Origin of the sequence: Streptomyces sp. NPDC053079 (assembly GCF_044546695.1) — a bacterium.
In the GTDB taxonomy this organism is placed as follows: Bacteria; Actinomycetota; Actinomycetes; order Streptomycetales; family Streptomycetaceae; genus Streptomyces.
The window spans coordinates 317,223-343,518 of record NZ_JBITZJ010000008.1; the positions used below are offsets into that span (position 1 = coordinate 317,223).

The following is a 26,296-nucleotide window of genomic DNA, read 5'->3' on the forward strand; positions in this document are numbered from 1 at the left end:
CCCGTCACTCTACGGCCTGCGCCCCGCCGATCAACCCCGTCCGACACGGATGCACGCCGGGTGCGGTGGACCCGGCGCACATCCGTGCCTTTTACGCTGTCCCCTTTTTACGACGTGTCACATTCCGGCGATGAGCTTCTCCACCCGGTCGTCGACCGACCGGAACGGGTCCTTGCACAACACCGTGCGCTGCGCCTGGTCGTTGAGCTTGAGGTGCACCCAGTCGACGGTGAAGTCCCGGCGCTGCTCCTGGGCCCGGCGGATGAAGTCGCCGCGCAGCCGGGCGCGCGTGGTCTGCGGGGGCACGGACTTGCCCTCGAAGATCTTGAGGTCGTTGCACACCCGGGCCGCCTGCCCGCGCTTCTCCAGCAGGTAGTACAGGCCGCGGCGGCGGTGGATGTCGTGGTAGGCCAGGTCTATCTGCGCGACCCGCGGATGCGACATGGTGATGTTGTTCTTGGCCCGGTACCGCTCGATGAGCTGGTACTTCATCACCCAGTCGATTTCGGTGGAGATCCGGTCCAGGTCCTCGTCCCGGATGGCCTCCAGGGAGCGGCCCCACAGCTCCAGCACCCGCTCGACGGTGCCCGTGCGGATCCCGCGGCGCTCGCAGAAGTCCACGGCCTTCTCGTAGTACTCCTGCTGGACCTCCAGCGCGGAGGCCTCGCGGCCGCTGGCCAGGCGCACCTTGCGCCGGCCGGTGATGTCGTGGCTGACCTCGCGGATGGCCCGGATGGGGTTCTCCAGGGTCAGGTCGCGCATGACGGTGCCGGCCTCGATCATGCGCAGGACGAGGTCGGTCGCGCCCACCTTGAGCAGCATCGTCGTCTCGGACATGTTGGAGTCCCCGACGATGACGTGCAGCCTGCGGTACCGCTCGGCGTCGGCGTGCGGCTCGTCCCGCGTGTTGATGATCGGGCGGGAGCGGGTGGTGGCGGAGCTGACGCCCTCCCAGATGTGCTCCGCGCGCTGGCTGACGCAGTACACCGCGCCGCGCGGGGTCTGCAGGACCTTCCCCGCCCCGCAGAGCAGCTGCCGGGTGACGAGGAAGGGGATGAGGATGTCCGCGAGACGGGAGAACTCCCCGTGTCTGGCCACGAGGTAGTTCTCGTGACAGCCGTAGGAGTTCCCCGCGGAGTCCGTGTTGTTCTTGAAGAGGTAGACGTCGCCCGCGATCCCCTCCTCGTGCAGGCGGCGTTCGGCATCGACGAGCAGGCCCTCGAGAATGCGCTCGCCCGCCTTGTCGTGGGTGACCAGCTCGGTCACGCTGTCGCACTCGGGTGTTGCGTATTCCGGGTGCGAGCCCACATCGAGGTAGAGGCGGGCGCCGTTGCGCAGGAAGACGTTGCTGCTGCGGCCCCAGGAAACGACACGGCGGAAGAGGTAGCGCGCCACTTCGTCAGGCGACAGTCGGCGCTGTCCCCTGAACGTGCACGTGACGCCGTACTCGTTCTCCAGCCCGAAAATGCGGCGGTCCATGCCTGAACATTACGCCTGATGCCCTGCGCTGAAACCGGGTTCGACAGCACCGTTCCGATCATTTTCCGACCGGGCCACGACGGTCGAGGGGGCCTCGGGGGCCCGCAGGGCGCGCCGGGAGGCGACCATCACCAGCAGGGCCGCGACGCCGCCGCCCACGGCGACGAGGAAACCGGAGCGGGCACCGCCGGACTGGACCGCCGGCCCCACGAAGGCCGTGCCGATGGCCGCGCCGACGCCGAAGGAGGTCACCAGCCAGGAGAACGCCTCGGTCACCGTGCCGCGCGGCGCGTGCCGGTCCACGACCACGAAGGCGGTGGCCAGACAGGGCGCGAGGAAGAGGCCCGCCACCCCGGCGAGGACCGTCATGGCGACCACGCCCGGCACGAGCACCAGCGGCACGTAGAGCAGGGCCAGTCCGCCGACGAGGACCCGCAGGCGCTGCTCGGGGCTGCCGGGCCACTGGCGGGCACCGTGGACGGAGCCGCCGATCAGGGCGCCGACGCCCAGGGCCGACAGCAGCCAGCCGGATATGCCGCCGCCCCCGTGGGCGTCGCCGTAGGCGACCGCGGCGACCGCGATGGAGCCGAGGGCCGAGCCGATGAAGAAGAACGTGCCGAGCAGCACCAGCAGCCCGCGGGAGCGCAGCGCGCCCAGCCAGTGCGCCTCGCGGGGCTCGCTGCGCCACTTCCGGGAGGGCGGCGAGGTGACCACGGCGAGCGCGCCGACGACGCCCATCAGGTGCAGCGCGTTCAGCGCGGCGGCCTCGGACCACAGGGCCACGATGCGCGTGACGATCAGCGGACCGACCACGTAGATCAGTTCCTGTGCGATCGCGTCGAGGGAGTACGCGGCGTGGAGGTCGTCCTCGTTCTTCAGGACCGAGGGCCACAGCGCCCGCAGGCCGCCCTCGAGGGGCGGCGCGAACAGACCGGCGACGATCATGGCAAGGTAGGACAGGGGCAGCGGGTCCAGGCCGACGACGGTGAAGAGCCCCATCCCCAGCGCGGTCAGCACGGCCGACGGCAGGATGACGCGGGGCTGGCCGTAGAGGTCGACGGCCCGGCCGAGCAGCGGCTGGCCGACGGCGTTGGCCACGCCGTAGACGGCGGAGAGGGCTCCGGCGAGGGTGAAGCTGCCGCCCTCGGCACGGACGAAGAGGACGATCGCCAGCGCGGCGGTGGCGTTCGGCAGCCGGCCCACCAGGGTGCCGGTGAGCAGTCGCGCCGCGTGCCGCGTCTTGAGCATCTCGACGTAACCGCCGCCCGCCGCCGCCATTGTCCGCCTCTCGTCCTCCGGCCGGGCCGCCCCGGCCGGCCACCTTTGACCGAGCCATCCCGGTTTTACGTATAACTAGCGTCGTTATACGTACCATGGCCGCAGCCCGCGGGTCCAGCCGCAGGCCACGGCAGACCACGGCCGGCAACGGAGAGGGGCGTCGCAGCGGTGACGGAAGTCGAACGCGGGGTCGGGCACGGCGACGGGGCGAGCGGGCCGCGCTGGCCCACGGTCCGGGGACGGCACGCGGCCGCGGCCCGCGCCACCAGCCGGGACGTGGCACGCGCGGCGGGGGTCTCGCAGGCGACCGTCTCCCTGGTGATGGGCGAGAAGTGGCGGGGCCGGGTCTCCGAGCCGACCGCCGAGGCCGTGCGCACGGCCGCCCGGGAGCTGGGCTACCGCCCCAACCTGGCGGCCCGGGACCTGCGCCTGGGCCGCACCCGGACCGCGCTGCTGGTCGTACCGGCCCTCACCAACGAATTCTTCGCCCGCGTCTACACGGGCGCGGCCCGGGCCGCGGCCGAGCACGGCGTGGGCGTGGTGCTCTATCCGTCCCCGGAGGGCACCGGTCCCGCCCGCGACCCCTTCGCCTCCGCACGGGCGACGCTGGACGGCGTCATCGCGTCCTCGATGGCGGCCGAGGCCCTGGCGGACATCCGCGAGGGCGGGCTGCCGCTCGTCATGCTCGACAGCGATCCGGAGCGGCCGGAGGCGGCGGCGACGGTCAACCTCGACATCGCCGACGGAATACGGCAGGTGACCGGACACCTGCTGGCGCTCGGCCACCGGCGCTTCGCGCACCTGGCGGCCGACGTCGACTCCTGGACCTTCCGCGTCCGGGCGCGGGCTCTCGCCGAAACGCTGCGGGGGACCGCGGGCACGGTGGTCCGCACCGAGGCCGCCGCGCTGGAGGTGACGGCCGGCCGGCTGGCCGCCGAGCGGGCCCTCACCGCCCCCGGCCCCCGCCCCACGGCGCTGATCTGCGACAGCGACACCCTGGCGGCGGGCGCCTGCAAGGCGGCCCGCAGGCTCGGACTGCGGGTGCCGGACGACGTCTCGGTGACCGGCTTCGACGACCTGCCGCTGGCGACCGCCCTCGAACCGGAGCTCACCACCCTCCGGCTGCCCGCGGAGGCGGTCGGCGAGGCGGGCATGCGGGCGCTGGTGGCCGTACTGGACGGCGCGGCGGTGCCGCCGGCGTCCCTGCCGGTGGAACTGGTGCCGCGCGCGTCGTCGGCGGTGGCGTCCGCGTAACCGAAACGCCGGACGGGTTGGATGTCAGCCCGTCCGGCGCTTGAGGACACCGCGCGAAGCGCTGGCCTACTCCTCCTCGGCCACCTCGGCCGCACCGGCCTCGGCAGAGGCACCCGACCCCGAGCCCTCCTCCAGCAGCCGGGACAGCTGCCGCCCCAGCAACCGCTTGAACTTCCGCTGCTGCGGCCGCTTGCGGTCCAGGACCGCGACCTCCAGCTGCTCGGCGCTCAGCGTGCGCTCGCTGCCGTTGGCGTCGCGGGTCAGTGACTCGACCGCCAGCTTGAGCGCCTCGGCCAGCGTCATCCCGTCCCGGTGACGCTGGTCGAGATAGCTGCTGATCTGATCGGCGTTGCCGCCGATGGCGACCGAGCCGTGCTCGTCCACGATCGAGCCGTCGTGCGGCAGCCGGTAGATCTGGTCGTCCTCGGGGCCCGCCCCGACCTCGGCGACGATCAGCTCCACCTCGTAGGGCTTCTCGGCCGCGCTGGAGAAGATCCCGCCCAGCGTCTGGGCGTAGACGTTGGCCAGACCACGGGCCGTGACGTCGTCCCGGTCGTAGGTGTAGCCGCGCAGGTCGGCGTAGCGCACGCCGCCGATGCGCAGGTTCTCGAACTCGTTGTACTTCCCGACCGCCGCGAAGGCGATCCGGTCGTAGATCTCACTGACCTTGTGCAGCGCCCGGGACGGGTTCTCGGCGACGAAGACAACGCCATCGTTGTACTGGAGCACCACGACGCTGCGGCCGCGGGCGATGCCCTTGCGGGCGTACTCGGCGCGGTCGGCCATGGCCTGCTGGGGTGAGACATAGAACGGCGTCGACACCGCTGTCCGTCCCTTCTTGTCTTGTGTGGGGTTCCGTCGGTATCGAGGGGATCAGAGGAGTGCGGCCCGCGGGCCGTCGGGCTCCTCGAGCCGCCGCTCGTGGATGGCGCGCACGATCTCGGAGCACTGCGCCTCGGTGAGCTTGCGGAAGCCGTCCTCGGTGATGACGGTGACGATCGGATAGATGCGGCGCGCGAGGTCGGGGCCGCCGGTCGCGGAGTCGTCGTCGGCGGCGTCGTAGAGGGCCTGGACGACGAGCGTGGTGGTCTGCCCCTCGGTCAGGTCCTCCCGGAAGAGCTTCTTGAGCGATCCGCGCGCGAACAGCGATCCGGAGCCCGTGGCCGAGAAGCCGTGCTCCTCGGAGCGGCCGCCGGTGACGTCGTAGGAGAAGATGCGGCCCTTCTGCCGGTCGACGTCCCAGCCCGCGAAGAGCGGCACCACGGCCAGGCCCTGCATGGCCATGCCGAGGTTGCTGCGGATCATCGTCGACAGCCGGTTCGCCTTGCCCTCCAGCGAGAGCTGGACGCCCTCCACCTTCTCGAAGTGCTCGAGCTCGAGCTGGAAGAGCTTGACCATCTCCACGGCCAGCCCGGCCGTGCCCGCGATGCCCACGGCCGAGTACTCGTCGGCCGGGAAGACCTTCTCGATGTCCCGCTGGGCGATGATGTTGCCCATCGTGGCCCGGCGGTCACCGGCGAGCACCACGCCGCCGGGGAACGTCGCGGCCACGATGGTCGTCCCGTGCGGGGCCTCGAGGACGCCCTGCGCGGGCAGCTGCCGGTTGCGCGGCAGCAGCTCGGGCCGGTGCGCGCCGAGGAAGTCCATGAACGACGACGAACCGGGCGTCAGGAAGGCAGCCGGCAGACGCCCCGTACCAGGAAAGTTGGCTTCCACACGATTCCTTCGAAGAGATCTTGAAATACTGTCCGGACCCTACCGCCGGGCCGGCGAGCCGTCCGTCCCGCACCCCTGCCCGGGACACGGGACGGGGTGCTCGCCTACTGCCCGCCCTTCTGGACGAAGGACCTCACGAAGTCCTCGGCGTTCTCTTCGAGCACATCATCGATTTCGTCCAGCACGGAGTCCACGTCGTCCGACAGCTTCTCCTGGCGCTCCTTGAGGTCCTCGGATGCCTGCGCGTCCTGCGCCTGCTCCTCGACCTCCTCTGTCGAACGCGTGGCCTTCTGCTGTCCGCCGCCGGTGTCCTTGGTCGCCATACCCCTCACCCCGCTCGGTTTCGACGTACACGTACACGAGACGTACAAGATCAGACCCTACAAGCAGGGTCCGGCACAGGCCCTGCACTTGCTACAACGTCCCGGAACCACCGTGATGATTCCCGGTTCACGCGCTTCTCAGACCCTCCCCCGGCCATCGCCGGAAGGTGTCTTCATCAGCCGCCCGACAGGACCCGGACCAGTTCCTCCGCCGTGCGGCAGCGGTCCAGCAGCTCCTTGACGTGGTTGCGGGTGCCCCGCAGTGGCTCCAGGGTGGGGACCCGTTGCAGGGAGTCACGGCCGGGCAGGTCGAAGATGACCGAGTCCCAGGAGGCGGCGGCCACGTCGTCGGCGTACTGCTCCAGGCAGCGGCCGCGGAAGTAGGCCCGGGTGTCCTCGGGCGGAGCCGTACGGGCGCGAAGCACGTCGGCCTCGTCGAGCAGGCGCTTGATCTTCCCGCGGGCCGCGAGGCGGTTGTAGAGGCCCTTGTCGGGGCGTACGTCCGCGTACTGCAGGTCCACCAGGTGCAGCCGGGCCGCGTCCCAGTCCAGTCCGTCGCGGCGGCGGTAGCCCTCGAGGAGCTCGCGCTTGGCCACCCAGTCCAGCTCGCCGGCCAGGCTCATGGGGTCGTGCTCGAGCCGGTTCAGGACGTCCTCCCAGCGGGTCAGCACGTCCTTGGTCTGCTCGTCGGCGTCCGCCCCGAAGCGGTCCTCCACGTACTTGCGCGCCAGCTCGAAGTACTCCATCTGCAGCTGGACGGCCGTGAGCGTGCGGCCGCTGCGGAGCGTGATCAGACGGCGCAGCGAGGGGTCGTGACTGACCTGGTGGAGGGTGCGCACGGGCTGTTCGACGGCGAGGTCGGCGGCGATGAAGCCGTCCTCGATCATCGACAGGACCAGGGCGGTGGTGCCGAGCTTGAGGTAGGTGGAGATCTCGGAGAGGTTGGCGTCGCCGATGATCACATGGAGCCGGCGGTACTTCTCGGCGTCGGCGTGGGGCTCGTCGCGGGTGTTGATGATGGGGCGCTTGAGGGTGGTCTCCAGGCCCACCTCGACCTCGAAGTAGTCGGCCCGCTGGCTGATCTGGAAGCCGTGTTCGTGGCCGTCCTGGCCGATGCCGACGCGGCCGGCGCCCGTGACGACCTGGCGGGAGACGAAGAAGGGCGTCAGGTGGCGCACGATGTCCGAGAAGGGGGTCTCCCGCTTCATCAGGTAGTTCTCGTGCGTGCCGTAGGAGGCGCCCTTGTTGTCGGTGTTGTTCTTGTAGAGGTGGATGGGCTGGGCGCCGGGCAGCTGGGCGGCGCGCTCGGCGGCCTCGGCCATGATGCGCTCGCCGGCCTTGTCCCACAGGACGGCGTCCCGCGGATTGGTGATCTCCGGCGAGCTGTACTCGGGGTGGGCGTGGTCGACGTACAGACGCGCGCCGTTGGTGAGGATGACATTGGCCAGGCCGATATCCTCGTCGGTGAGCTGGCTGGAGTCCGCGGCCTCGCGGGCGAGGTCGAAACCACGGGCGTCCCGCAGCGGGTTCTCCTCCTCGAAGTCCCAGCGGGCACGGCGTGCCCGGTGCATCGCGGCCGCGTAGGCGTTGACGATCTGGGACGAGGTGAGCATGGCATTGGCGTTCGGGTGACCGGGGACGGAGATCCCGTACTCCGTCTCGATGCCCATTACTCGCCGTACGGTCATGCGGCCCTCCTTGCCCGGCGGCGCCCCCTGGTGGGGTCGGCGCTCAAGTACCGCTGCGCTTCCGGTCCGTATACGGTCTCCGATCCCCCACTGCGCTGCGCGGCGGTACCGAAGAGCCTAGAACGGCTTTGCGGCGCTGGGGAGATCATTACAGTCATTGCTCCGGTTCGTGCGGTGCGCGGAACAGGTCGTCGTACGAGTCCCACAGGTGGGGCAAAACGCGTCCGGCTGCGGACGCCCTGGTCTCCCCCCGCCGGGAGGCGGGGGGAATGAGAACAACAGGGACATCCGCAGCCGGACGGCGGTGTTACAGGTACTGGCCGGTATTGGCCACGGTGTCGATGGAGCGGCCCGTGTCCGCACCCTGCTTTCCGGTGACCAGGGTGCGGATGAAGACGATCCGCTCGCCCTTCTTGCCGGAGATGCGGGCCCAGTCGTCCGGGTTGGTGGTGTTGGGCAGGTCCTCGTTCTCCTTGAACTCGTCCACGCAGGCGGCGAGCAGGTGGGAGACGCGCAGGCCCTTCTGGTTGTGGTCGAGGAACGCCTTGATGGCCATCTTCTTGGCCCGGTCCACGATGTTCTGGATCATCGCGCCGGAGTTGAAGTCCTTGAAGTAGAGGACTTCCTTGTCGCCGTTGGCGTACGTGACCTCGAGGAAGCGGTTTTCCTCGGACTCCGCGTACATCTGCTCGACGACGGACTGGATCATGCCGTCGACGGCGGCCCGGGCCGACCCGCCGTGCTCGGCGAGGTCGTCCGCGTGCAGCGGGAGGGTCTCGGTCAGGTACTTGGAGAAGATGTCCTTGGCGGCTTCCGCGTCCGGACGCTCGATCTTGATCTTCACGTCGAGCCGGCCGGGGCGCAGGATCGCCGGGTCGATCATGTCCTCGCGGTTGGAGGCGCCGATGACGATGACGTTCTCCAGGCCCTCCACGCCGTCGATCTCGGAGAGCAGCTGCGGGACGATGGTGTTCTCCACGTCCGAGCTGACCCCGGAGCCGCGGGTGCGGAAGAGGGAGTCCATCTCGTCGAAGAAGACGATGACCGGCGTGCCCTCGCTGGCCTTCTCCCGGGCGCGCTGGAAGATCAGCCGGATGTGCCGCTCGGTCTCGCCGACGTACTTGTTGAGCAGCTCGGGGCCCTTGATGTTGAGGAAGAAGCTCTTGCCGGCGGGCTTGCCGGTGACCTCGGCGACCTTCTTGGCAAGGGAGTTGGCCACGGCCTTGGCGATGAGCGTCTTGCCGCAGCCGGGCGGGCCGTACAGCAGCACGCCCTTGGGCGGCCGCAGTTCGTGCTCCTTGAAGAGGTCGGGGTAGAGGTAGGGCAGCTCGACCGCGTCGCGGATCAGCTCGATCTGGTTGCCCAGGCCGCCGATCTTCGTGTAGTCGATGTCCGGGACCTCTTCGAGGACGAGTTCCTCGACCTCGCTCTTCGGGATGACTTCGTAGACATAGCCGGAACGGGATTCGAGCAGCAGGGCGTCGCCGGGGCGGATGGTGGTGTCCAGCAGCGGCTCGGCGAGCCTCACCACCCGCTCCTCGTCGGTGTGCCCGATGACCAGGGCGCGCTCGCCGTCCTCGAGGATCTCCTTGAGGGTGACGATGTCGCCGTGGCGCTCGTACGCCATGGCGTCGACCACGTTGAGCGCCTCGTTGAGCATGACCTCCTGGCCGGGCCTGAGGTCCTCGATCTCGACGCTCGGGCTGACGTTCACCCGGAGCTTGCGGCCCCCGGTGAAGATGTCGGCCGTGCCGTCCTCGTTGGGCTGCAGGAAGACGCCGAAGCCGGCCGGCGGCTGGGCGAGCCGGTCCACCTCCTCCTTGAGGGCCACGATCTGGTCGCGGGCCTCACGGAGGGTGTTCGCGAGTCGTTCGTTCTGTGCGGACACGCCGGCCAGGTTCGTCTGGAGCTCGACGATCCGCTCTTCGAGAATCCTCGTGTGACGCGGAGAGTCGGCGAGCTTGCGTCGCAGGACGGCGATCTCCTGCTCGAGATAGGCAACCTGGCCCGCGGGGTCGTCAGACCCTCGTCCCGGCCGGATGCCGCGGTTCATGTCGTCGTCGTGGGCTGCCACGGTCCTCACCTCCTCCAAGGGGAGCTGGACGCTTCCTGACCCTACCTGGGCCGGTGCAGGTTGAAACCCCTAGATCACAAACCCGGTCGGAGTGTGTCCGATCTTCACCCTTGCGCACGTCCTCACGTGAGGGGGATACCCACCCACCAACATCGGAAAGCGGGCGGTTGTATCGTCGACTCGGTCAACACCCGTCAGTGCTGGCTCCAATTGATTCACATACGTAGGGAACGGCAGGCGAGATGACCGTGCAGGAAGACGGACTCGGCGAACTGGAAGTCTGGATCGACCAGGACCTGTGCACCGGGGACGGCATCTGCGCGCAGTACGCACCCGAGGTCTTCGAGCTGGACATCGACGGTCTGGCCTATGTGAAGAGCCCCGACGACGAGCTGCTCCAGGACAAGGGTGCCACCACGCCCGTACCGCTGCCGTTGCTCAACGACGTCCGGGACTCGGCGAAGGAATGCCCGGGCGACTGCATCCATGTCCGGCGCGTTTCGGACAAGGTCGAAGTTTACGGGCCGGACGCGGAATAACGCCGCGTAACGGATCACACACTCCCCGCCGCCGGCTGGGGCGTGAGGATGAACTTCCCCTCCCTCCAGTGCCACTTGACCACGCGGCGCCTGTCCGGGCAGCAGCGCGGCACGCTCGCGGAGGAATAGCCGAGGAGAGTGGCCGAAACCGTCCCTCCGGCCGCCTCCAGGCCGGTGACGCTCATCCCCTGCCCGGCGTCGACGAGGGTCGCCACGACGCGGGGCGCGGCCCCCGGGGCGGCCGGGCGCGCTAGGACGTGGACGCCGCTGGGCCGGGTGCCCGCCCCCGAGGGGCAGCGCACGACCGCGACCGTCTCGGCCCGCCCGTCGCCGTCCAGGTCCGCGGGGACCTGCCGGACGACCTCGGCCCTGGCGGGTCCGCAGTCGACGGGATAGCGGGCGGCGAGCGCGTCGGGAGCGCCCGCGGGGACGGGTGCGGTGGCCGTGGCGTCGCCGGGGCCGAGAAGGGCCGCACCGGCGAGCACGGCGGCCAGCGCCGTGGCGGTCGCGAGCCAGTGGAGAGGGCGGGGACGGGAGTGCGGGTGGGACTCGGGTCCTGCTGACTGCACGCGCACGACTCCTGTGAGAGCTGCGGGGACGAGGATCTTCCGCATCGTGCCACACGCCCGCCCGCCGCGGAACGGCGACCCACGGGCCCGCGCACACCCCCAACGAAGAGGCGCCGCCGCCGAGTTCCGCGAAGTGCGGTCCCGGCGGCGGCGCCCATGGGTCGTGCGGGGGGTCAGCCCTTGTTGGGGCCCTCGTAGTCATCGCCGTACGCGCCCTTGGCGGGGCGGCGGCGGCGCATCGGGGGCTCCACGCCGTCGGCGAGACGGCGGGCGGTGACCAGGAAGCCGGTGTGGCCGATCATCCGGTGGTCCGGGCGGACCGCGAGGCCCTCCACGTGCCAGTTGCGGATCATCGACTCCCACGGCTGCGGCTCGGCGAAGCAGCCGATCTCACGGATGGACTCCACGGTCCGCGCGAGCTGGGTGGTGGTCGCCACGTAGCAGCACAGGATGCCGCCGGGCACCAGCGCCTTGGAGACGGCCTCCAGGCACTCCCAGGGCGCGAGCATGTCGAGGATGACCCGGTCGACGTCGGTGTCGGAGAGGTTGTCCTGCAGATCGCCGACGGTCAGCTGCCAGGCGGGGTGCGGACCGCCGAAGTAGCGCTCCACGTTCGCCTGCGCGATCTCGGCGAAGTCCGCGCGGCGCTCGTAGGAGTGCAGCATGCCCTGGTCGCCGATGGCGCGCAGCAGGAAGGCGCTGAGCGAGCCGGAGCCCACTCCCGCCTCGACGACGCGGGCGCCGGCGAAGATGTCGGCGAAGGCCAGGATCTGCCCCGCGTCCTTGGGGTAGACCACGGCGGCACCGCGGGGCATGGACAGGACGTAGTCGGGGAGCAGGGGGCGCAGCGCGAGGTAGGCGACGTTTCCCGTGGTACGGACAACACTGCCCTCGGGAGCACCGATCAGCTCGTCGTGGGGGAAGGAACCCTTGTGGGTGTGGAAGTTCTTCCCGGCCTCGAGCGTGAACGTGTAGTGGCGTCCCTTGGGGTCGGTGAGCTGGACCTGGTCCCCGACCTGGAAGGGGCCGCGACGGCGGGCGGCACCGGTCGGTTCGGACATGTGACCAGCCTACCGGGCGCGGGAGGGGCCCAGCACCACGAGGCTCAGGGCGCGGGCCGGGCCATGGCGGCCACGAAGGCGCGCTCGACGTCGGAGGTGGACAGCACGCCGTAGACCTCGCCGGTGTCCTCGACGACCAGGTACTCGGTGGCGGGGGTGGCGCGCAGGGTCTCCAGCAGTTCCTCGCCGCACAGCTCGGCGGACAGGCGCATGCCGTCGGTGAGCTCCTGGGCGAGGGTGCCGACCTCCACCCAGGGGCGGCGGTGCTCGGGGACGGCGACGATGGCGGCCTCGCGGACCAGGGCGGTGGGGCCGCCCTGCCCGTCGACGACGACCAGGGCGCGGGCGCCGGCCTCGTTGGCCCGGCGCAGGGCCTCGGAGAGCGGGGTGGCGGCCTGGACGGGCACGGCACGCCGGGTGAGGGCGCGGGCGCGCAGGGCGGGCAGGTGTTCGCGCAGCCGGGCCATGCGCAGGCTGTTGCCGGCGCCGGTCCAGATGATCGCGGCGAGGATCGCGGCGAGCAGGGCGTCGGTGAGCATGTCGACGCCGCCGAAGTCCTCGGAGTCGCTGCCGCCGAGCCCGCCGCCGTGGGTGAGCATCGGCAGGCCGACCAGGACGGCGACGGCCAGGGCCCGGCCGACCCAGGCCGCGGCGACGGTGCCGGTCATGGGCTTGCCGCTGATCTTCCAGACGACGGCGCGGAGCATCCGGCCGCCGTCCAGGGGCAGGCCGGGCAGCAGGTTGAAGACGGCGACGAGCAGGTTGGAGACCATCAGCCCGGCGAGCAGGACGCCGGGCACCGAGTCGGGCTCGACGGCGAGCATGCCGAGGTAGAAGACGCCGGCCAGGACGAGGGAGAGCAGGGGGCCGACGAAGGCGAGCACGAATTCGCGGCCCGGGGTCTCGCTCTCCTTCTCGATCTCGGAGACGCCGCCGAAGAACTGCAGCTGGATGCGGCGCACGGGGAGCTTGAAGCGCAGGGCCGCCACGGTGTGGGCGAGCTCGTGGACCAGCACGGACCCGTAGAAGGCCACGGCGAAGAAGAGGGCGACGAGATAGCGGGCGCGGCCGAGCTCGGGCAGGACGCGGTCGAGCTGGCCGCCGAAGACCCAGGTGATGAGGGCCGCGACGAGGAACCAGCTGGGGGCGACGTAGACCGGCACGCCGAAGGGGCGGCCCATGAGGATGCCGCCGCCGGCCTCGCGCGGGCGCTGCGGCTTGCGGTCCCCGGGCCCGGTCGGTCGGCCCGCGCCCCCGCCGCCGGATTGGCCCTGCCCGCTGTTGTCCACGGTGTCCCCTCGTCGGATCCGGCCCCCCGCACCCGCCTGGTGCGCTGCCACGATCATGCAGTGCGAGGGGGTCTACCGTCGATGGTATGCGTCCGACTGTCAGTGACGGGCCGTAGGGTCTCTGTCATGGATACCGCCACCGAGAATTCCGCCGGGCAGGCCGACGAGCCGGCCGGGGACCGCAGCGCCGCCCCGTCGGGGGCCGTGCGCCCGGCCTCGCTGTCGCCGTCGCGCGCGGCCGATTTCATGCGGTGCCCGTTGCTCTACCGCTTCCGGGTGATCGACAGGCTGCCGGAGAAGCCGAGCCCCGCCGCCACCCGGGGCACCGTGGTGCACGCGGTGCTGGAGCGGCTCTTCGACGCCCCGGCGGCCGAACGGACGCCGCCGCGGGCCCGCTCCCTGGTGCCGGGCGAGTGGGAGAAGCTGCTGGCGGCGCGGCCGGAGCTGGCGCAGCTGTTCCACCGGGAGGACGGCTCGCACGATCCGGACCGGCTGGCGACGTGGCTGGGGGACGCGGAGCGGCTGGTCGAGCGCTGGTTCGAGCTGGAGGACCCCACGCGGCTGGAGCCGGCCGAGCGCGAGCTCTTCGTGGAGACGGTGATCGAGGGTGCGGGCGAGTCGGGGCTGAAGCTGCGGGGCATCGTCGACCGGGTGGACGTGACGCCGTCCGGCGACGTGCGGATCGTGGACTACAAGACGGGCAAGGCCCCCGCCCCGCAGTACCGCGGGGACGCCCTGTTCCAGATGATGTTCTACGCCCTGGTGGTGTGGCGGCTGCGCGGCCGGGTGCCGCGCCGGCTGCAGCTGGTCTACCTCGGCAGCGGCGACGTGCTGACGTACGACCCGGTAGAGGCGGAGCTGCTGGGGGTGGAGCGCAAGCTGCGGGCCCTGTGGGAGGCGATCTCGCTCGCCACGGAGACGGGCGACTGGCGGCCGCGGCCCACCAAGCTGTGCGGCTGGTGCGACCACCAGGCCCTGTGCCCGGAATTCGGGGGCACTCCCCCGCCGTATCCGCTGCCCGTTCCCGGGCAGCGCCGGGCGGCCGCCGACGGACCGGCTGCCCCGGGCGAGGCCGCTCAGGGCAGAATGGACGCGGTCTAGCGAAGGAGTTCTCCTGTGGCGATCCGCGTCCTACTGGTCGACGACCAGCCGCTGCTGCGCACCGGCTTCCGCATGATCCTGGAGGCCGAACAGGACCTGGCGGTCGTCGGGGAGGCCGGGGACGGTCTGCAGGCGCTCGACCAGGTCCGGGCCCTGCAGCCCGATGTGGTGCTGATGGACATCCGGATGCCGCGCATGGACGGCGTCGAGGCGACCCGGCAGATCACCGGGCCGGAGCGCGACGGCCCGGCGAAGGTGCTGGTGCTGACCACCTTCGACCTCGACGAGTACGTGGTGGAGGCGCTGCGCGCGGGGGCCAGCGGGTTCCTGCTGAAGGACGCGCCCGCCCATGAGCTGGTGCAGGCGATCCGGGTGGTGGCGGGCGGCGAGGCGATGCTGGCGCCGAGCATCACGCGGCGGCTGCTGGACAAGTACGCCGGGCATCTGCCGTCGGGCGAGGAGCCGCTGCCGGACACCCTGCACACCCTGACCGAGCGTGAGGTCGAGGTGCTGAAGCTGGTCGCCCGCGGCCTGTCGAACGCCGAGATCGCGGCGGACCTGTTCGTCAGCGAGACGACGGTCAAGACGCATGTGGGGCACGTGCTGACGAAGCTGGGGCTGCGCGACCGCGTGCAGGCCGCCGTCTACGCCTACGAGAGCGGACTGGTACGCCCCGGCGCGCAGTAGCGGCACCGGGGCGTCCTCGGGGTTCGTAAAGGTCAGGCCGTCATTCCTTGGCGGCCTTGCTGATCTCCCAGAATCGGAAGACGGTCGAGGCGTCGAGCGTCCACTGCAGACCGGAGATGCGGTTGTTGGCGACGGCGTACTGCTTGCCCTGCCACAGCGGGAGCAGCGGTACGTCGTCGGCGACGGTCTTCTGCAGCCTGATGAAGTCGCTGACGGTCGCCGGGCGGCTGCCCTGGGCGGCCGTGGCCGGGAGGATGCCGGCGATCTCCTTGGACTGGTAGCCGTTGGCGAGGACGTTGTCCTCACCGAAGAACGGCGCGGTGAAGTTGTCGGGGTCCGGGTAGTCGGGGACCCAGCCCTTGACGTAGACGCCGTACTTGCCGGCCTCGATGCCCTTCTCGTACTCCTCGAACGGGACGCTCTGGACGTCCACGTCGAAGAGGCCGCTGGCGTTGAGCTGCTTGGCGATCTCCTGGAACTCGGCGACCGTGGCCGGGCCGTAACGGACCGGGGTGGCCCACATGGTGAGCTTGACCTTGCCCGTGATGCCGGCGGACTTCAGGGCGTCGGCGGCCTTGTCCGGCCGCGGCCGGTCGCCGTAGACGTCGAAGAACGGCGTCTTGTGGCCGGTGATCCCGGAGGGGACGACCGAGTACAGCGGCTCGGCGGTGCGCTTGTAGACCTCGCGCACGAGGGTGCTGCGGTCGACGAGGTAGGCGATGGCCTTGCGCACGCCGGCCTTGCCGACCACCGAGTCCTTGGTGTTGAAGACCAGGTGCTGGACCTCGGCGCTGGTGCCCTCGACGACCTTGAGGCTGTTCTTGTCGCCCAGGCTGGCGACCTCGAGGTCGGCGATGTCCTTCATGGCCAGACCACGGTAGGCGAGGTCGACGTCGCCCTTCTGGACGGCGGACTTCAGCGCGTCCTGCTGGCCGTGGAAGAACTTGATGGTCATACCGCTGTTCTGCACGGTCGCGGTGCCGTGGTAGGAGCTGTTGACCTTGAAGACGGCCTTGGACTTGTCGAAGGACGACAGCTTGTAGACACCGGAGCCCACGGCCTTGCCGTCGGTGCGGAGCTTGTCCGCCGGGTACTCGGTGTGGTCGACGATCGATCCCGCGCCGGAGGCTATCTTCTGCGGGAACGTGGCGTCGGAGCGCTTGAGCTGGAAGACGACGGTCGCCTTGTCCGGCGTCGAGATGTCCTTGATCGACGAGAGCATCGTCGCGGCCGGACCGTTCTTGTCGTTGATCTTCAGCGTGCGGCGGAAGGAGTAGGCGACGTCCTCGGAGGTGAGGTCGTTGCCGTTGCTGAACTTCAGCCCGTCGCGCAGCTCGCACTGGTAGACCGTGCTGGTCTCGTTCTTGAACTTGCAGTTCTTGGCGGCTTCCGGGACGGGCGTGGTGCTGCCCTTGGGGAAGGCCAACAGCGACTGGAAGACGTTGTTGAAGAGCAGCCAGGAACCCGGGTCGTAACCGGATGCCGGGTCGGTGGCGAGCACCTCTTCCGACATTCCCATGACCACCGACTCCCCGGTGCCGGCCGCGTTGCCGTCTTCCGATCCGCACCCGCTGAGCAGGGCGGCGGCAAGCCCCGCGCCAAGCGGGGCGGCGAGCCACTGGTCACGTTTCCTCACGTGCACGTTCCTCACAGTTCTTGTGTCGCTGAAGAGACCGTTTGTTGCTGTAGAACTCGTTCTGTGGAGCTGGGGTGAATCAGGTGGAGCGGGGTGTCACGCGCCGCGGCCGAGCTCCCACGGCTGCAGCTCGGAGGAGGCGTTGAGGGCCCACTCCGCACCCGTGATCTTGTTGCGGACCGCCACGTACTGCTTGCCCTGCCACAGCGGAAGCACCGGGACCTCGTCGGCGACGATCTCCTGTACCTGCTGGAAGTACTTGGCGGCCCCGTCGCGCTGCGACGCCTGGCGCGACTGGGGAATCAGGTCCTCGATCTTGGAGTTCCGGTAGGAGGAACCGAGGAAGTTGTCCGGGCCGATGAACGGGGCGACGTAGTTGTCGGGGTCCGGGAAGTCGGGGAACCAGCCCATGCCGTAGACGGCGTACTTGCCCTTGGCGGCCTCGGGGCGGAACTCCGCCCACTTCACACCCTGGATCTTGACGTTGAACAGGCCGCTGGAGTTCAGCTGCTTCTGCAGCGTCTTGAACGCCTTCTCGGTGCCCTGACCGTAGTGGTCCGTGGTGTAGGTGAGGGTGAGCGGCAGCGCCGAGGTGATGTTGGCGCCGCGCAGGATGGCGCGGGCCTTGTCGACGCTGGGCTCGCCGTACTTGTTGGCGAACGCGTTCTGGTGGCCGGTGATGCCCTTGGGCACCAGCGAGTACAGCGGCTCGCTCGTACGGTTGTAGTTGTCGCGCGTCAGGGCCTGGCGGTCGATCAGCTGCGCCATGGCCTGGCGCACCGCCTTGTTCTTCACCGAGGAGTCCTCGGTGTTGAAGGCGAGGTAGCTGATCTCCTGGCCGGGCGACTCGATCAGACGGACGCCCTGGTCCGCGGAGGAGCGCAGCCGGTCGATCTGCTCGGGCAGGATGGCACGGTTCATGATGTCGATGTCGCCGTCGGAGAGCGCCTTCTCCATCGCCTTGGAGTCGTCGTAGAAGCGCATCTCGACCTTGTCGTTCTGCAGCTTCACCGAACCCTTGTAGTCGGGGTTCTTGGTGAAGGTGGCCTTGACGACACGGCCGTCCTTCTGCTCGGTCTTCAGGGTGTACGGCCCGGAGCCGACGGTCTTGAAGCCGTTGCCGAGCTTGTTCTTGTCGTAGGACTCGCTGTCGACGATGGCCGCGGCCGGGGTGGCGATCTTCTGCGGGAAGGTCGCGTCGGGCGACTTCAGGTGGAAGACGACCTCGCGCTCGCTGGGGGTCTCCACGGTGTCGATGTTGTTGAGCAGCGAGACAGGGCCGTTCTCGAAGTTGATGGCCCGGGCGCGGTCGATGGAGAACTTGACGTCCTGGGCGGTCAGCGCGTTGCCGTTGGAGAACTTCAGGCCGCTGCGCAGGGTGCAGCGGAACTGCTCGCTGTTGCGGTCGCCGAAGGAGCACTTCTCGGCCGCGTCGGCGACCGGCGCCGTGCCGGAGCGGGGCAGCCGCAGCAGGGTCTGGAAGGTGCTGTGGAGAACGTTCCAGGCACCGATGTCGTACGCGGCGGCCGGGTCGAAGGGCGCGGGCGCGTCGGTGGTCTCCTCGAACCGGTCGGTGGTCCCGACGACGATGGCGCCCCCGCCGGAACCCTCGCCCCCGCCGCAGGCGACGAGTACGGGGGCCAGCAGGCCTGCCACGACGGGCAGGACCATCGTCTTGCGGTTCATTGTCTGGGGTTCTCCCTGTGGTGCGTTCGGTGCCCGGACCCTACCGATACCTGATGTGCTGGTCATACGGGCAGCCGTGAAGTTCTCGCGAAAAGATTAGTGCGCGTGGCCACCGGCACCGGGACACGATGAAGTTGATGCGATATCACGTGGTGATAACGGCGGGCCAATGTCCGATATCCGGACGCCGGAACGATTCCGGCACCGAATGATCAATCGGGACACAAGGGTGCGCTTCAGCCCTCGTGAGAGCACTTCGGCGGGTGCGCAAGCCGACGCGCGGGCGTCGAAACCGGTGACGAACGTCACTTCTTCCGGGCCGTCGCCACCCATGGGAATTCAGCCGCCGTATTCGTCACGGAAAACAATCGACCAAACGCCCAGAGTTCTTGGTCATTGTCCGCCGTACGCTCGGTGCACCCCCGCTGATCAGACGGTGATGAGACCCCGGAGAAAAGAGAGATCGACTTCCTCGAGCGAGCCGACGACCGTACGGCCCAGGGCCGGCGGGATCGGCGCGACCGACGGAACCGCCACCACCCGGCACCCCGCGGCCTCCGCGGCGGTGACGCCCGTCATGGTGTCCTCCACGACCGCGCACCGGGCCGGATCCACCCCCAGCCGGGCCGCGGCCAGCAGATACGGGTCCGGGTGCGGCTTGGTACGGGCCAGCTCGTCGCCCGCGACGGTCAGGGTGAAGTGCTGCGGGCCCAGGGTGTGCAGCACCCGGTCGATGATCTCCCGGTGCGAGGCCGAGACCAGCGCCGTGGGCACCGAGTGGGCCGCCAGCTCCGCCAGCAGCCGCCGTGCGCCCGGCATCAGCGGCACGCCCCGGACGATCATCTCCGCGAAGCGGGTGTTCAGCAGGGCGCTCAGCTCGGCGAGGGCGATCTTCGCGCCGGTGGCCTTGATCAGGAAGGAGGCGCTGCGCGTCATCGGCCCGCCGACCACGACCTCGCGCCACTCCTCCAGCAGCTGGTGGCCCAGCTCGGCGAAGACGGCGACTTCCACTTCCCACCAGAAGCCCTCGGTGTCGACCAGGGTGCCGTCCATGTCGAGCAGGACGGCCTGCAGGGCCGGTGCCGCCGAACGGGTGTCGACGACGGGGATGGTGCTGGTCATCCGCACTCCTCCTGAGGGGGCGAGAAGGCCGGCCCGCACCTCCTGTGACAGGGGGTACGGACCGGCCTTCACCGGACCGACAAGTGTACGACCGACCGTTACGGTGCGTCGCGTCGATATTTCGCGTACCTCGGACTACGCCGTCCTTCGACGGCGTAGCGAGGCGCGGGGCTCAGCCCTCGCCCTCGGAGCCGTCCGCGTCGTCCTCGGGGGCCGGGCCGGCGCCCTCGGCGCCCTCGCCGCCCGCCTCGTCGTCCCTGGCCTGCCGGCGCGGCGGACGCGTCCGGCCGCTGGCGGTGTCGCGCAGGTACGAGCCGTCCCGGCCGCCCTCGGTCAGACCGGGCTCGGCCGCGAGGCCGCCGGGCTGCCCCGGCTGCGCGGGGCCGGGCTGTCCGTCCCGGCGGCGCAGATAGCGCTCGAACTCGCGGGCGATGGCCTCGCCGGACGCCTCGGGGAGGTCGGCGGTGTCCCGCGCCTCCTCCAGCGACTGCACGTACTCCGCGACCTCGCTGTCCTCGGCCGCCAGCTGGTCCACGCCCAGCTGCCAGGCCCGGGCGTCCTCCGGGAGCTCGCCCTGCGGGATGCGCAGGTCGATCAGGTCCTCCAGGCGGTTGAGCAGGGCCAGGGTGGCCTTCGGGTTCGGCGGCTGGGAGACGTAGTGCGGCACGGCGGCCCACAGGCTCACCGCCGGGACGCCGGCGTGGGTGCACGCCTCCTGGAGAATGCCGACGATGCCCGTCGGGCCCTCGTAACGCGACTCCTCCAGGTCCAGGGTGCGGGCCAGGTCCGGGTCGGAGGTGACCCCGCTGACCGGCACGGGCCGGGTGTGCGGGGTGTCGCCGAGCAGCGACCCCAGGATCACGACCATCTCCACGCCCAGTTCGTGGGCGAAGCCCAGGATCTCGTTGCAGAAGGAGCGCCAGCGCATGCTCGGCTCGATGCCGCGCACGAGGACCAGGTCGCGGGACGTCCCCTTGCCCTCGGTCCCGCCCGTGCGCACCACGGACAGCCGGGTGGTCGGCCAGGTGATCTTGCGGACGCCGCCGTCGAGCCAGACCGTGGGCCGGTTGACCTGGAAGTCGTAGTAGTCCTCCGCGTCGAGCGCCGCGAAGACCTCGCCCTTCCACTCCCGGTCCAGATGCGCGACCGCACTGGACGCGGCGTCACCGGCGTCGTTCCAGCCCTCGAAGGCACAGATCATGACCGGGTCGATCAGCTCGGGAACCCCCTCAAGCTCGATCACCCAGCGCCTCCTTCCGACCGGGGCGCACGGGGTGGTTCCGTGGCGCCGCGGTTGCCGTTCCGTGCAGTTGCGGTTGTCTTGCGTGTGCCCCAAGCCTACGACTTCGAAGACCCCCCTTCGCAGCCCCTGAGGGGGAGGGACTTTCAGCCACGCACGCCCCATCCTGCGCGGTAGGCACGCCAGTCCGCCTCGGTGGCCGCGAAGTCCACGTAGAGGGCCATGCCGAACCGCTGCCTGCCGCGGTCCTCGCGGCCCAGGCCCAGCCGTGCGCCGCGCACGGCGGCCGCGGCCGTCTCGGCCCGGCTCTGGTGGCCCCAGTTGTCGGTGTGGTAGAAGGGCAGGCCCATCATCAGGTCCGTCGACGCCGGGGTCACCTGGAGGGCGAGCGCCGTCTGCCGCGCCACGTAGCCGCCGTAGAGGTTCTCCCAGGGCAGCGCGGTGTCGTAGGACATGACCGCGATCTGGTCCACCCGGCGGGCGACCTTGCCGAAGTAGCTCTGGGTCCACCACTTCTTGCTGCCCATCAGGCGGGCCGCGCTGTGCATCGAGGGCAGTGGGTCGATCTGCTGGGCGGCGATCGAGAGCACTCCGCCGGCGGAGTGCACGGCCGGGCGGAGGGCGTCGAGCAGGGCGAGGAAGTCGCCGTCGTCGCTGGGTACGGGCTCGACGTCCACGTGCACCCCCTCGAAGCCGGCCCGCATCACCTGCCGGGCACTGGCCACGACGGCGGCGCGGGCGGCCGGCGAGGCCAGCCACAGGCCGGCCCCGCCCGGCCCTTCCACCAGCTTGTTCCCCAGCCACGCCTGCACCCGGACGCCCGGCAGCTCGCGGTGCACGGCCCCGATCAGCCAGTTCACGTTCCTGTAGGCCGAGGCGGGCAGCGTGCCGTCGTGCTCCAGCGGCCCGGCGTGCACATAGAGGTCGCGGATGCCGGTGTCCCCGATCCGCCGCTTCAGCCGGGCGAGGTCGGCGTCGCCGCGGCGGCCGTCGACCCAGGCGTGCCCCAGCCAGATCGCGTCCCGGCCGCGGGTGACCGCGTCCTTGGCGGGCGACCCGGCGTACGAGGCCCGCAGCGCGCTGCCCGCCGTCACGACGGGTATGAGCACCAGCAGCACGAGGCCGACTGCGAAGCGCGCCGCGACGCGCTTGAGCAGCGCCTTGCGCTGGGTTTTTGGCCGGTTCATGTCGTCCCTCTCTTCCGAGTGAGGGACGTGTTCGAGCGGGTGCCGGTTGCGTTCCGGTCGCATGCGGAAGGGGAGGGGTGCCCGGGCACCCCTCCCCTTCCGTTCACGCGTCCGCCAGTGCGGGAGCGTCAGCGCTTTTCGCTCAGCACGTCCTTGACCCGGGCACGGACGTCCTCGGTGTCCAGGCCGCGGATGGTCAGGGTGGTGCGGCGGCGCAGCACGTCGTCCACCGTCTCGGCCCACTCGTGGTCGCGGGCGTAGACGACCTGGGCCCAGATCTCCGGGCCGTCCTCGTGGATCCGCTCGCCGAGCTCGGGGTTCTCGTTGACCAGGCGCGCGATGTCGAAGGACAGCGAGCCGTAGTGCGTCGCCAGGTGGCGGGCGGTCAGCGGGTCCATGCGGCTGCCGGGCTCGCGGTCCACGAGCAGGCGGTGGGCGACCGCGTTGGGGTTGGCGACGCCGGGCAGCGGGGTGCGGCGGACCAGCGAGGAGATGGGCTCCATGTCCTCGGTCAGCGGGCTGCCGGGCACCTGGGCCAGCTTCTTCATGACCGTACGGCCGATGTGGCGGTAGGTCGTCCACTTGCCGCCGGCGACCGAGAGCATGCCGCCCTTGCCCTCGGAGACGACGGTCTCGCGCTTGGCCTGGGCCACGTCGCCCGGGCCGCCGGGCAGCACGCGCAGACCGGCGAAGGCGTACGTCATCAGGGAGCGGTCGAGGTCCGCGTCCTGGATGGAGAAGGCCGCCTCGTCCAGGATCTGCTGGATGTCGGCCTCGGTGGCGTGCACGTCCGCCGGGTCGCCCTCGTAGGCCGTGTCGGTGGTGCCGAGCAGCAGCTGGTCCTCCCAGGGGAGGGCGAAGGTGATGCGGTACTTGTCGATCGGGGTGGCCATGGCGGCCCTCCACGGCGACTTGCGCTTCATCACGATGTGCGCGCCCTTGGAGAGGCGGATCGACGGCGCGGCGCCCTTGTCTTCCAGCTTGCGCAGGTGGTCCACCCACGGGCCGGTGGCGTTGAGGACGACGCGCGCGTCGATGCCGAACTCGGTACCGTCCGTGCGGTCCTTGAGCTCCGCGCCGGTGACCTTGCCGTGCGTGAAGCGCAGGCCGGTCACCTGGGCGTGGTTGAGGACGACCGCGCCGGACTCGACGGCCGCGCGGACCGTCATGACGGCCACACGGGAGTCGTTCATCTGGTGGTCGTAGTAGACCGCGACGGCCTTGAGGTTGTCCGTGCGCAGGCCCGGGTTGTCGGCCTGGGCCTTGGCCGGGGAGATCACCTTGCCGACGCCGTCGCCGAAGGCGGACAGCGCCGAGTAGGCGAACACACCGGCGCCGAGCTTGGCCGCGCCCACCGGCCCGCCCTTGTAGACGGGCAGGTAGAAGGTGAGCGGGTTGACCAGGTGCGGGGCCACGTCCTTGGCCAGCACCCGGCGCTCGTGGTGGTTCTCCGCGACCAGCTTGACCGCGCCGGTCTGCAGGTAGCGCAGACCGCCGTGGACGAGCTTGGAGGACGCGGAGGAGGTGGCGCCGGCGAAGTCACCGGCGTCCACCATGGCGACCCGCAGTCCGGACTGCGCGGCGTGCCAGGCGACCGAGGTGCCCAGGATGCCGCCGCCGATCACCAGGAGGTCGTACGTCGCGTTGGACAGTCGGTCCCGGGTCTCGGCGCGGCCCGGGTTGGTACCGGCAGCCGGGTGCGTTCCCAGGGTCGGAACGCTCTGCGGGGTGGTCATGATTACTCCTCGTCCTCGATCCAGCCCATGGTCCGCTCGACGGCCTTGAGCCAGCTCTTGTACTCGCGGTCACGCGTGTCCGCATCCATGCGGGGGGTCCACTCGGCGGCCCGGCGCCAGTTGGCGCGCAGCGCGTCGGTGTCCGGCCAGAAGCCGACGGCCAGGCCGGCGGCGTAGGCAGCGCCGAGGCAGGTGGTCTCCGCGACCATCGGGCGCACCACGGGGGCGTCCAGGAAGTCCGAGAGCGTCTGCATCAGCAAGTTGTTGGAGGTCATGCCGCCGTCGACCTTGAGCGCGGTCAGCTCGACGCCGGAGTCCTTCGTCATGGCGTCGGTGATCTCGCGGGTCTGCCAGGCGGTGGCCTCGAGCACGGCGCGGGCGATGTGCGCCTTGGTGACGTAGCGGGTCAGACCCGCGATCACGCCGCGCGCGTCGGAGCGCCAGTAGGGGGCGAACAGGCCGGAGAAGGCCGGCACGAAGTAGGCGCCGCCGTTGTCCTCGACGGAGCTGGCGAGCGTCTCGATCTCGGCCGCGCTCTTGATGAGGCCCATCTGGTCGCGCATCCACTGCACGAGGGAGCCGGTGACGGCGATGGAGCCCTCGAGGGCGTAGACCGGCTTCTCGTCGCCGATGCGGTAACCGACGGTCGTCAGCAGGCCGTTGTAGGACTGGACGGGCTCGTCACCGGTGTTCATCAGCATGAAGGTGCCGGTGCCGTAGGTGGACTTGGCCTCGCCCTTGTCGTAGCAGGTCTGGCCGAAGAGGGCCGCCTGCTGGTCGCCGAGCGCGGAGGCGACGGGCACGCCGGCCAGGGCGCCGCCCTTGGCGGTGCCGTAGACCTCGGCGGAGGAGCGGATCTCCGGCAGCACGGCGGCCGGGATCTCCATGGAGGCCAGGATGCGCTGGTCCCACTCCAGGGAGCGCAGGTTCATCAGCATGGTGCGCGAGGCGTTGGTGACGTCGGTGACGTGCACGCCGCCCTCGACACCACCGGTGAGGTTCCAGATGACCCAGGAGTCCATGGTGCCGAAGAGGATGTCGCCGCGCTCGGCGCGCTCGCGCAGGCCCTCGACGTTGTCCAGCAGCCAGCGGACCTTCGGGCCGGAGAAGTACGAGGCCAGCGGGAGGCCCGTCTCACGGCGGAAGCGGTCCTGGCCGACGTTGCGGCCGAGCTCCTTGCACAGGGCGTCGGTGCGGGTGTCCTGCCAGACGATGGCGTTGTAGACCGGCTCGCCGGTGGTCTTGTCCCACATCAGCGTGGTCTCACGCTGGTTGGTGATGCCGATGGCCTTGACGTCGGCGGCGGTGATGCCCGCCTTCTCTACGGCGCCGGCGACGACCTCCTGGACGTTGGTCCAGATCTCGACGGCGTCGTGCTCGACCCAGCCCGGCTTCGGGAAGATCTGCTCGTGCTCCTTCTGGTCGACGGAGACGATGCGCCCGTCGCGGTCGAAGACGATGCAGCGGGAGGAGGTGGTGCCCTGGTCGATCGCCGCGATGAACGGGCCGTGGCCGTGGGTGTCGGTCATGTGGAGTGTGCTCCTGAAATCTGAAGGGTCTCGGCGGGTGCGGGTCAGAACGCGATCTTGTGGATGCCTGCGGCGAGCGCGGCACCGACGAGCGGGCCGACCACCGGAACCCAGGCGTAGCCCCAGTCCGAACCGCCCTTGTTGGGCAGCGGCAGCAGCGCGTGCACGATGCGCGGGCCGAGGTCACGGGCCGGGTTGATGGCGTAACCGGTCGGGCCACCGAGCGAGAGGCCGATGCCGACGACGACGAGGGCGACCATCAGGGTGCCGGTGCCGCTGACGGCCAGGCCCTTGGTGAGACCCAGGGTGAGGATGAAGAGCACCAGGGCGGCGGTGCCGATGATCTCGGTGACGAGGTTCTGCACCGCGTTGCGGATCTCGGGGCCGGTGGAGAAGACGCCCAGCACCGGGCCCGCCTGGGGGGTCGCGGTCTGGTCGACCATGCCCTCCTTGGGGTTCAGCGTCGCGACCAGCTCAGGGTCGGTCAGGTGCGCCTGGAACTGGCCGTAGTAGGCGAGCCAGACCAGCGTCGCGCCGATCATCGCGCCGAGCAGCTGGGAGCCCATGTAGAGCGGCACGTCGCTCCACTCGACCGCGCCGTCTATGGCGAGGCCCAGGGTTACGGCGGGGTTGAGGTGCGCGCCGGACTTGGTGCCGATGTAGGCACCGGCCAGCACGGCGAAGCCCCAGCCGAACGTGATGGCGAGCCATCCCGCGTTGAGCGCCTTGGAGCGCTTCAGGGTGACGGCGGCGCACACGCCGCCGCCGAGCAGGATCAATACTGCGGTACCGATGAGCTCACCGGTGAAGATGTCGGAGCTGGACACCCGCGACTCCTTTGTCCTTCGTCCAGGGGAAGGCGAACCCCGGGTCCCTCCGGTGGTCCGCGCCCTCCGAGAGGGCGTTGATCGGTCCCGTGGCAATGCACACCATAGCGAATATTGTCGTTAGGTGTTCGACAATGCCGACCGATGAACGGCAGCTTCCAGCACGGTCAAGGGCGCGTCAAGGCCTGTGTGACGGGAAACTCTCGGCCAACTGGCCGTAAATTTACGTTCGGATACCGACCGGTAACGACCCGGTCTCGGGCGCCTTTACGCAC

Annotated in this window: 22 protein-coding genes; 4 read left to right on the forward strand and 18 right to left on the reverse strand. The window is 70.3% G+C overall.

Features of this window, described 5'->3' with window-relative positions:
- Positions 1-117: 117 nt before the first annotated feature.
- Both pafA and ACIGXW_RS29195 read right to left on the reverse strand, forming a co-directional pair.
- Positions 118-1,479, reverse strand: a complete 1,362-nt coding sequence (gene pafA / locus ACIGXW_RS29190; protein ID WP_399575732.1) for a Pup--protein ligase — start codon at positions 1,477-1,479, stop codon at positions 118-120.
- Between the two features lie 9 nt (positions 1,480-1,488).
- Entirely contained in the window at positions 1,489-2,757 is a 1,269-nt protein-coding gene (locus ACIGXW_RS29195) for an MFS transporter (protein ID WP_399575733.1), read from the reverse strand.
- Between the two features lie 276 nt (positions 2,758-3,033).
- Between ACIGXW_RS29195 and ACIGXW_RS29200 the strand changes: the two genes are divergently transcribed.
- Entirely contained in the window at positions 3,034-4,011 is a 978-nt protein-coding gene (locus tag ACIGXW_RS29200) for a LacI family DNA-binding transcriptional regulator (protein ID WP_399575930.1), read from the forward strand.
- 66 nt (positions 4,012-4,077) lie between these two features.
- On the opposite strand, the gene prcA is transcribed toward ACIGXW_RS29200, so the two are convergent.
- The 5 genes from prcA to arc form a co-directional block, all read right to left on the reverse strand.
- Positions 4,078-4,833, reverse strand: coding sequence for a proteasome subunit alpha (prcA, locus tag ACIGXW_RS29205; RefSeq protein WP_399575735.1), 756 nt, complete (start codon positions 4,831-4,833; stop codon positions 4,078-4,080).
- Between the two features lie 51 nt (positions 4,834-4,884).
- Positions 4,885-5,727, reverse strand: coding sequence for a proteasome subunit beta (prcB, locus tag ACIGXW_RS29210; protein ID WP_360911647.1), 843 nt, complete (start codon positions 5,725-5,727; stop codon positions 4,885-4,887).
- A gap of 104 nt (positions 5,728-5,831) precedes the next feature.
- Positions 5,832-6,050 carry a ubiquitin-like protein Pup gene (locus tag ACIGXW_RS29215; RefSeq protein WP_016325855.1) on the reverse strand — a complete coding sequence of 73 codons (219 nt, stop codon included), beginning with the start codon at positions 6,048-6,050 and terminating at the stop codon, positions 5,832-5,834.
- A 176-nt stretch (positions 6,051-6,226) separates the two neighbouring features.
- Entirely contained in the window at positions 6,227-7,738 is a 1,512-nt protein-coding gene (gene dop, locus ACIGXW_RS29220) for a depupylase/deamidase Dop (protein ID WP_360911645.1), read from the reverse strand.
- Positions 7,739-8,045: 307 nt separating this feature from the next.
- A complete protein-coding gene (arc, locus tag ACIGXW_RS29225) occupies positions 8,046-9,812 on the reverse strand; it encodes a proteasome ATPase (protein WP_399575737.1) in 1,767 nt (588 codons plus the stop codon).
- A 242-nt stretch (positions 9,813-10,054) separates the two neighbouring features.
- Between arc and ACIGXW_RS29230 the strand changes: the two genes are divergently transcribed.
- Positions 10,055-10,351, forward strand: coding sequence for a ferredoxin (locus ACIGXW_RS29230; RefSeq protein ID WP_360911641.1), 297 nt, complete (start codon positions 10,055-10,057; stop codon positions 10,349-10,351).
- Between the two features lie 14 nt (positions 10,352-10,365).
- Here ACIGXW_RS29230 and ACIGXW_RS29235 read toward each other — a convergent pair whose 3' ends face one another.
- The 3 genes from ACIGXW_RS29235 to ACIGXW_RS29245 form a co-directional block, all read right to left on the reverse strand.
- Positions 10,366-10,920, reverse strand: coding sequence for a hypothetical protein (locus tag ACIGXW_RS29235; protein WP_399575739.1), 555 nt, complete (start codon positions 10,918-10,920; stop codon positions 10,366-10,368).
- A 173-nt stretch (positions 10,921-11,093) separates the two neighbouring features.
- Positions 11,094-11,981 carry a tRNA (adenine-N1)-methyltransferase gene (locus ACIGXW_RS29240; RefSeq protein WP_099202134.1) on the reverse strand — a complete coding sequence of 296 codons (888 nt, stop codon included), beginning with the start codon at positions 11,979-11,981 and terminating at the stop codon, positions 11,094-11,096.
- A 44-nt stretch (positions 11,982-12,025) separates the two neighbouring features.
- Positions 12,026-13,270 carry a site-2 protease family protein gene (locus ACIGXW_RS29245; protein ID WP_399575740.1) on the reverse strand — a complete coding sequence of 415 codons (1,245 nt, stop codon included), beginning with the start codon at positions 13,268-13,270 and terminating at the stop codon, positions 12,026-12,028.
- 126 nt (positions 13,271-13,396) lie between these two features.
- Here ACIGXW_RS29245 and ACIGXW_RS29250 point away from each other — a divergent pair, with 126 nt between their 5' ends.
- Positions 13,397-14,371 carry a RecB family exonuclease gene (locus ACIGXW_RS29250; protein ID WP_399575742.1) on the forward strand — a complete coding sequence of 325 codons (975 nt, stop codon included), beginning with the start codon at positions 13,397-13,399 and terminating at the stop codon, positions 14,369-14,371.
- 15 nt (positions 14,372-14,386) lie between these two features.
- Positions 14,387-15,058 carry a response regulator transcription factor gene (locus ACIGXW_RS29255; RefSeq protein WP_071961902.1) on the forward strand — a complete coding sequence of 224 codons (672 nt, stop codon included), beginning with the start codon at positions 14,387-14,389 and terminating at the stop codon, positions 15,056-15,058.
- A 40-nt stretch (positions 15,059-15,098) separates the two neighbouring features.
- On the opposite strand, the gene ACIGXW_RS29260 is transcribed toward ACIGXW_RS29255, so the two are convergent.
- From ACIGXW_RS29260 to ACIGXW_RS29295, 8 genes are all read right to left on the reverse strand, one after another.
- Positions 15,099-16,694 (reverse strand): ABC transporter substrate-binding protein, encoded by a 1,596-nt coding sequence (locus tag ACIGXW_RS29260; RefSeq protein ID WP_399575743.1) that lies wholly within the window; start codon positions 16,692-16,694, stop codon positions 15,099-15,101.
- A 96-nt stretch (positions 16,695-16,790) separates the two neighbouring features.
- Positions 16,791-18,380, reverse strand: coding sequence for an ABC transporter substrate-binding protein (locus tag ACIGXW_RS29265; protein ID WP_399575746.1), 1,590 nt, complete (start codon positions 18,378-18,380; stop codon positions 16,791-16,793).
- A 429-nt stretch (positions 18,381-18,809) separates the two neighbouring features.
- Positions 18,810-19,502 (reverse strand): HAD family phosphatase, encoded by a 693-nt coding sequence (locus ACIGXW_RS29270; protein ID WP_071961907.1) that lies wholly within the window; start codon positions 19,500-19,502, stop codon positions 18,810-18,812.
- A 172-nt stretch (positions 19,503-19,674) separates the two neighbouring features.
- A complete protein-coding gene (locus tag ACIGXW_RS29275) occupies positions 19,675-20,745 on the reverse strand; it encodes a PAC2 family protein (RefSeq protein ID WP_399575748.1) in 1,071 nt (356 codons plus the stop codon).
- A 143-nt stretch (positions 20,746-20,888) separates the two neighbouring features.
- Positions 20,889-21,929 (reverse strand): glycosyl hydrolase family 18 protein, encoded by a 1,041-nt coding sequence (locus tag ACIGXW_RS29280; protein WP_399575750.1) that lies wholly within the window; start codon positions 21,927-21,929, stop codon positions 20,889-20,891.
- Positions 21,930-22,057: 128 nt separating this feature from the next.
- Complete coding sequence (locus tag ACIGXW_RS29285; protein WP_399575751.1) at positions 22,058-23,665, reverse strand: FAD-dependent oxidoreductase; 1,608 nt, start codon at positions 23,663-23,665, stop codon at positions 22,058-22,060.
- 2 nt (positions 23,666-23,667) lie between these two features.
- Positions 23,668-25,194, reverse strand: a complete 1,527-nt coding sequence (glpK, locus tag ACIGXW_RS29290) for a glycerol kinase GlpK (protein ID WP_071961909.1) — start codon at positions 25,192-25,194, stop codon at positions 23,668-23,670.
- Between the two features lie 44 nt (positions 25,195-25,238).
- Complete coding sequence (locus ACIGXW_RS29295) at positions 25,239-26,021, reverse strand: MIP/aquaporin family protein (protein ID WP_071961910.1); 783 nt, start codon at positions 26,019-26,021, stop codon at positions 25,239-25,241.
- Positions 26,022-26,296 lie beyond the last annotated feature (275 nt).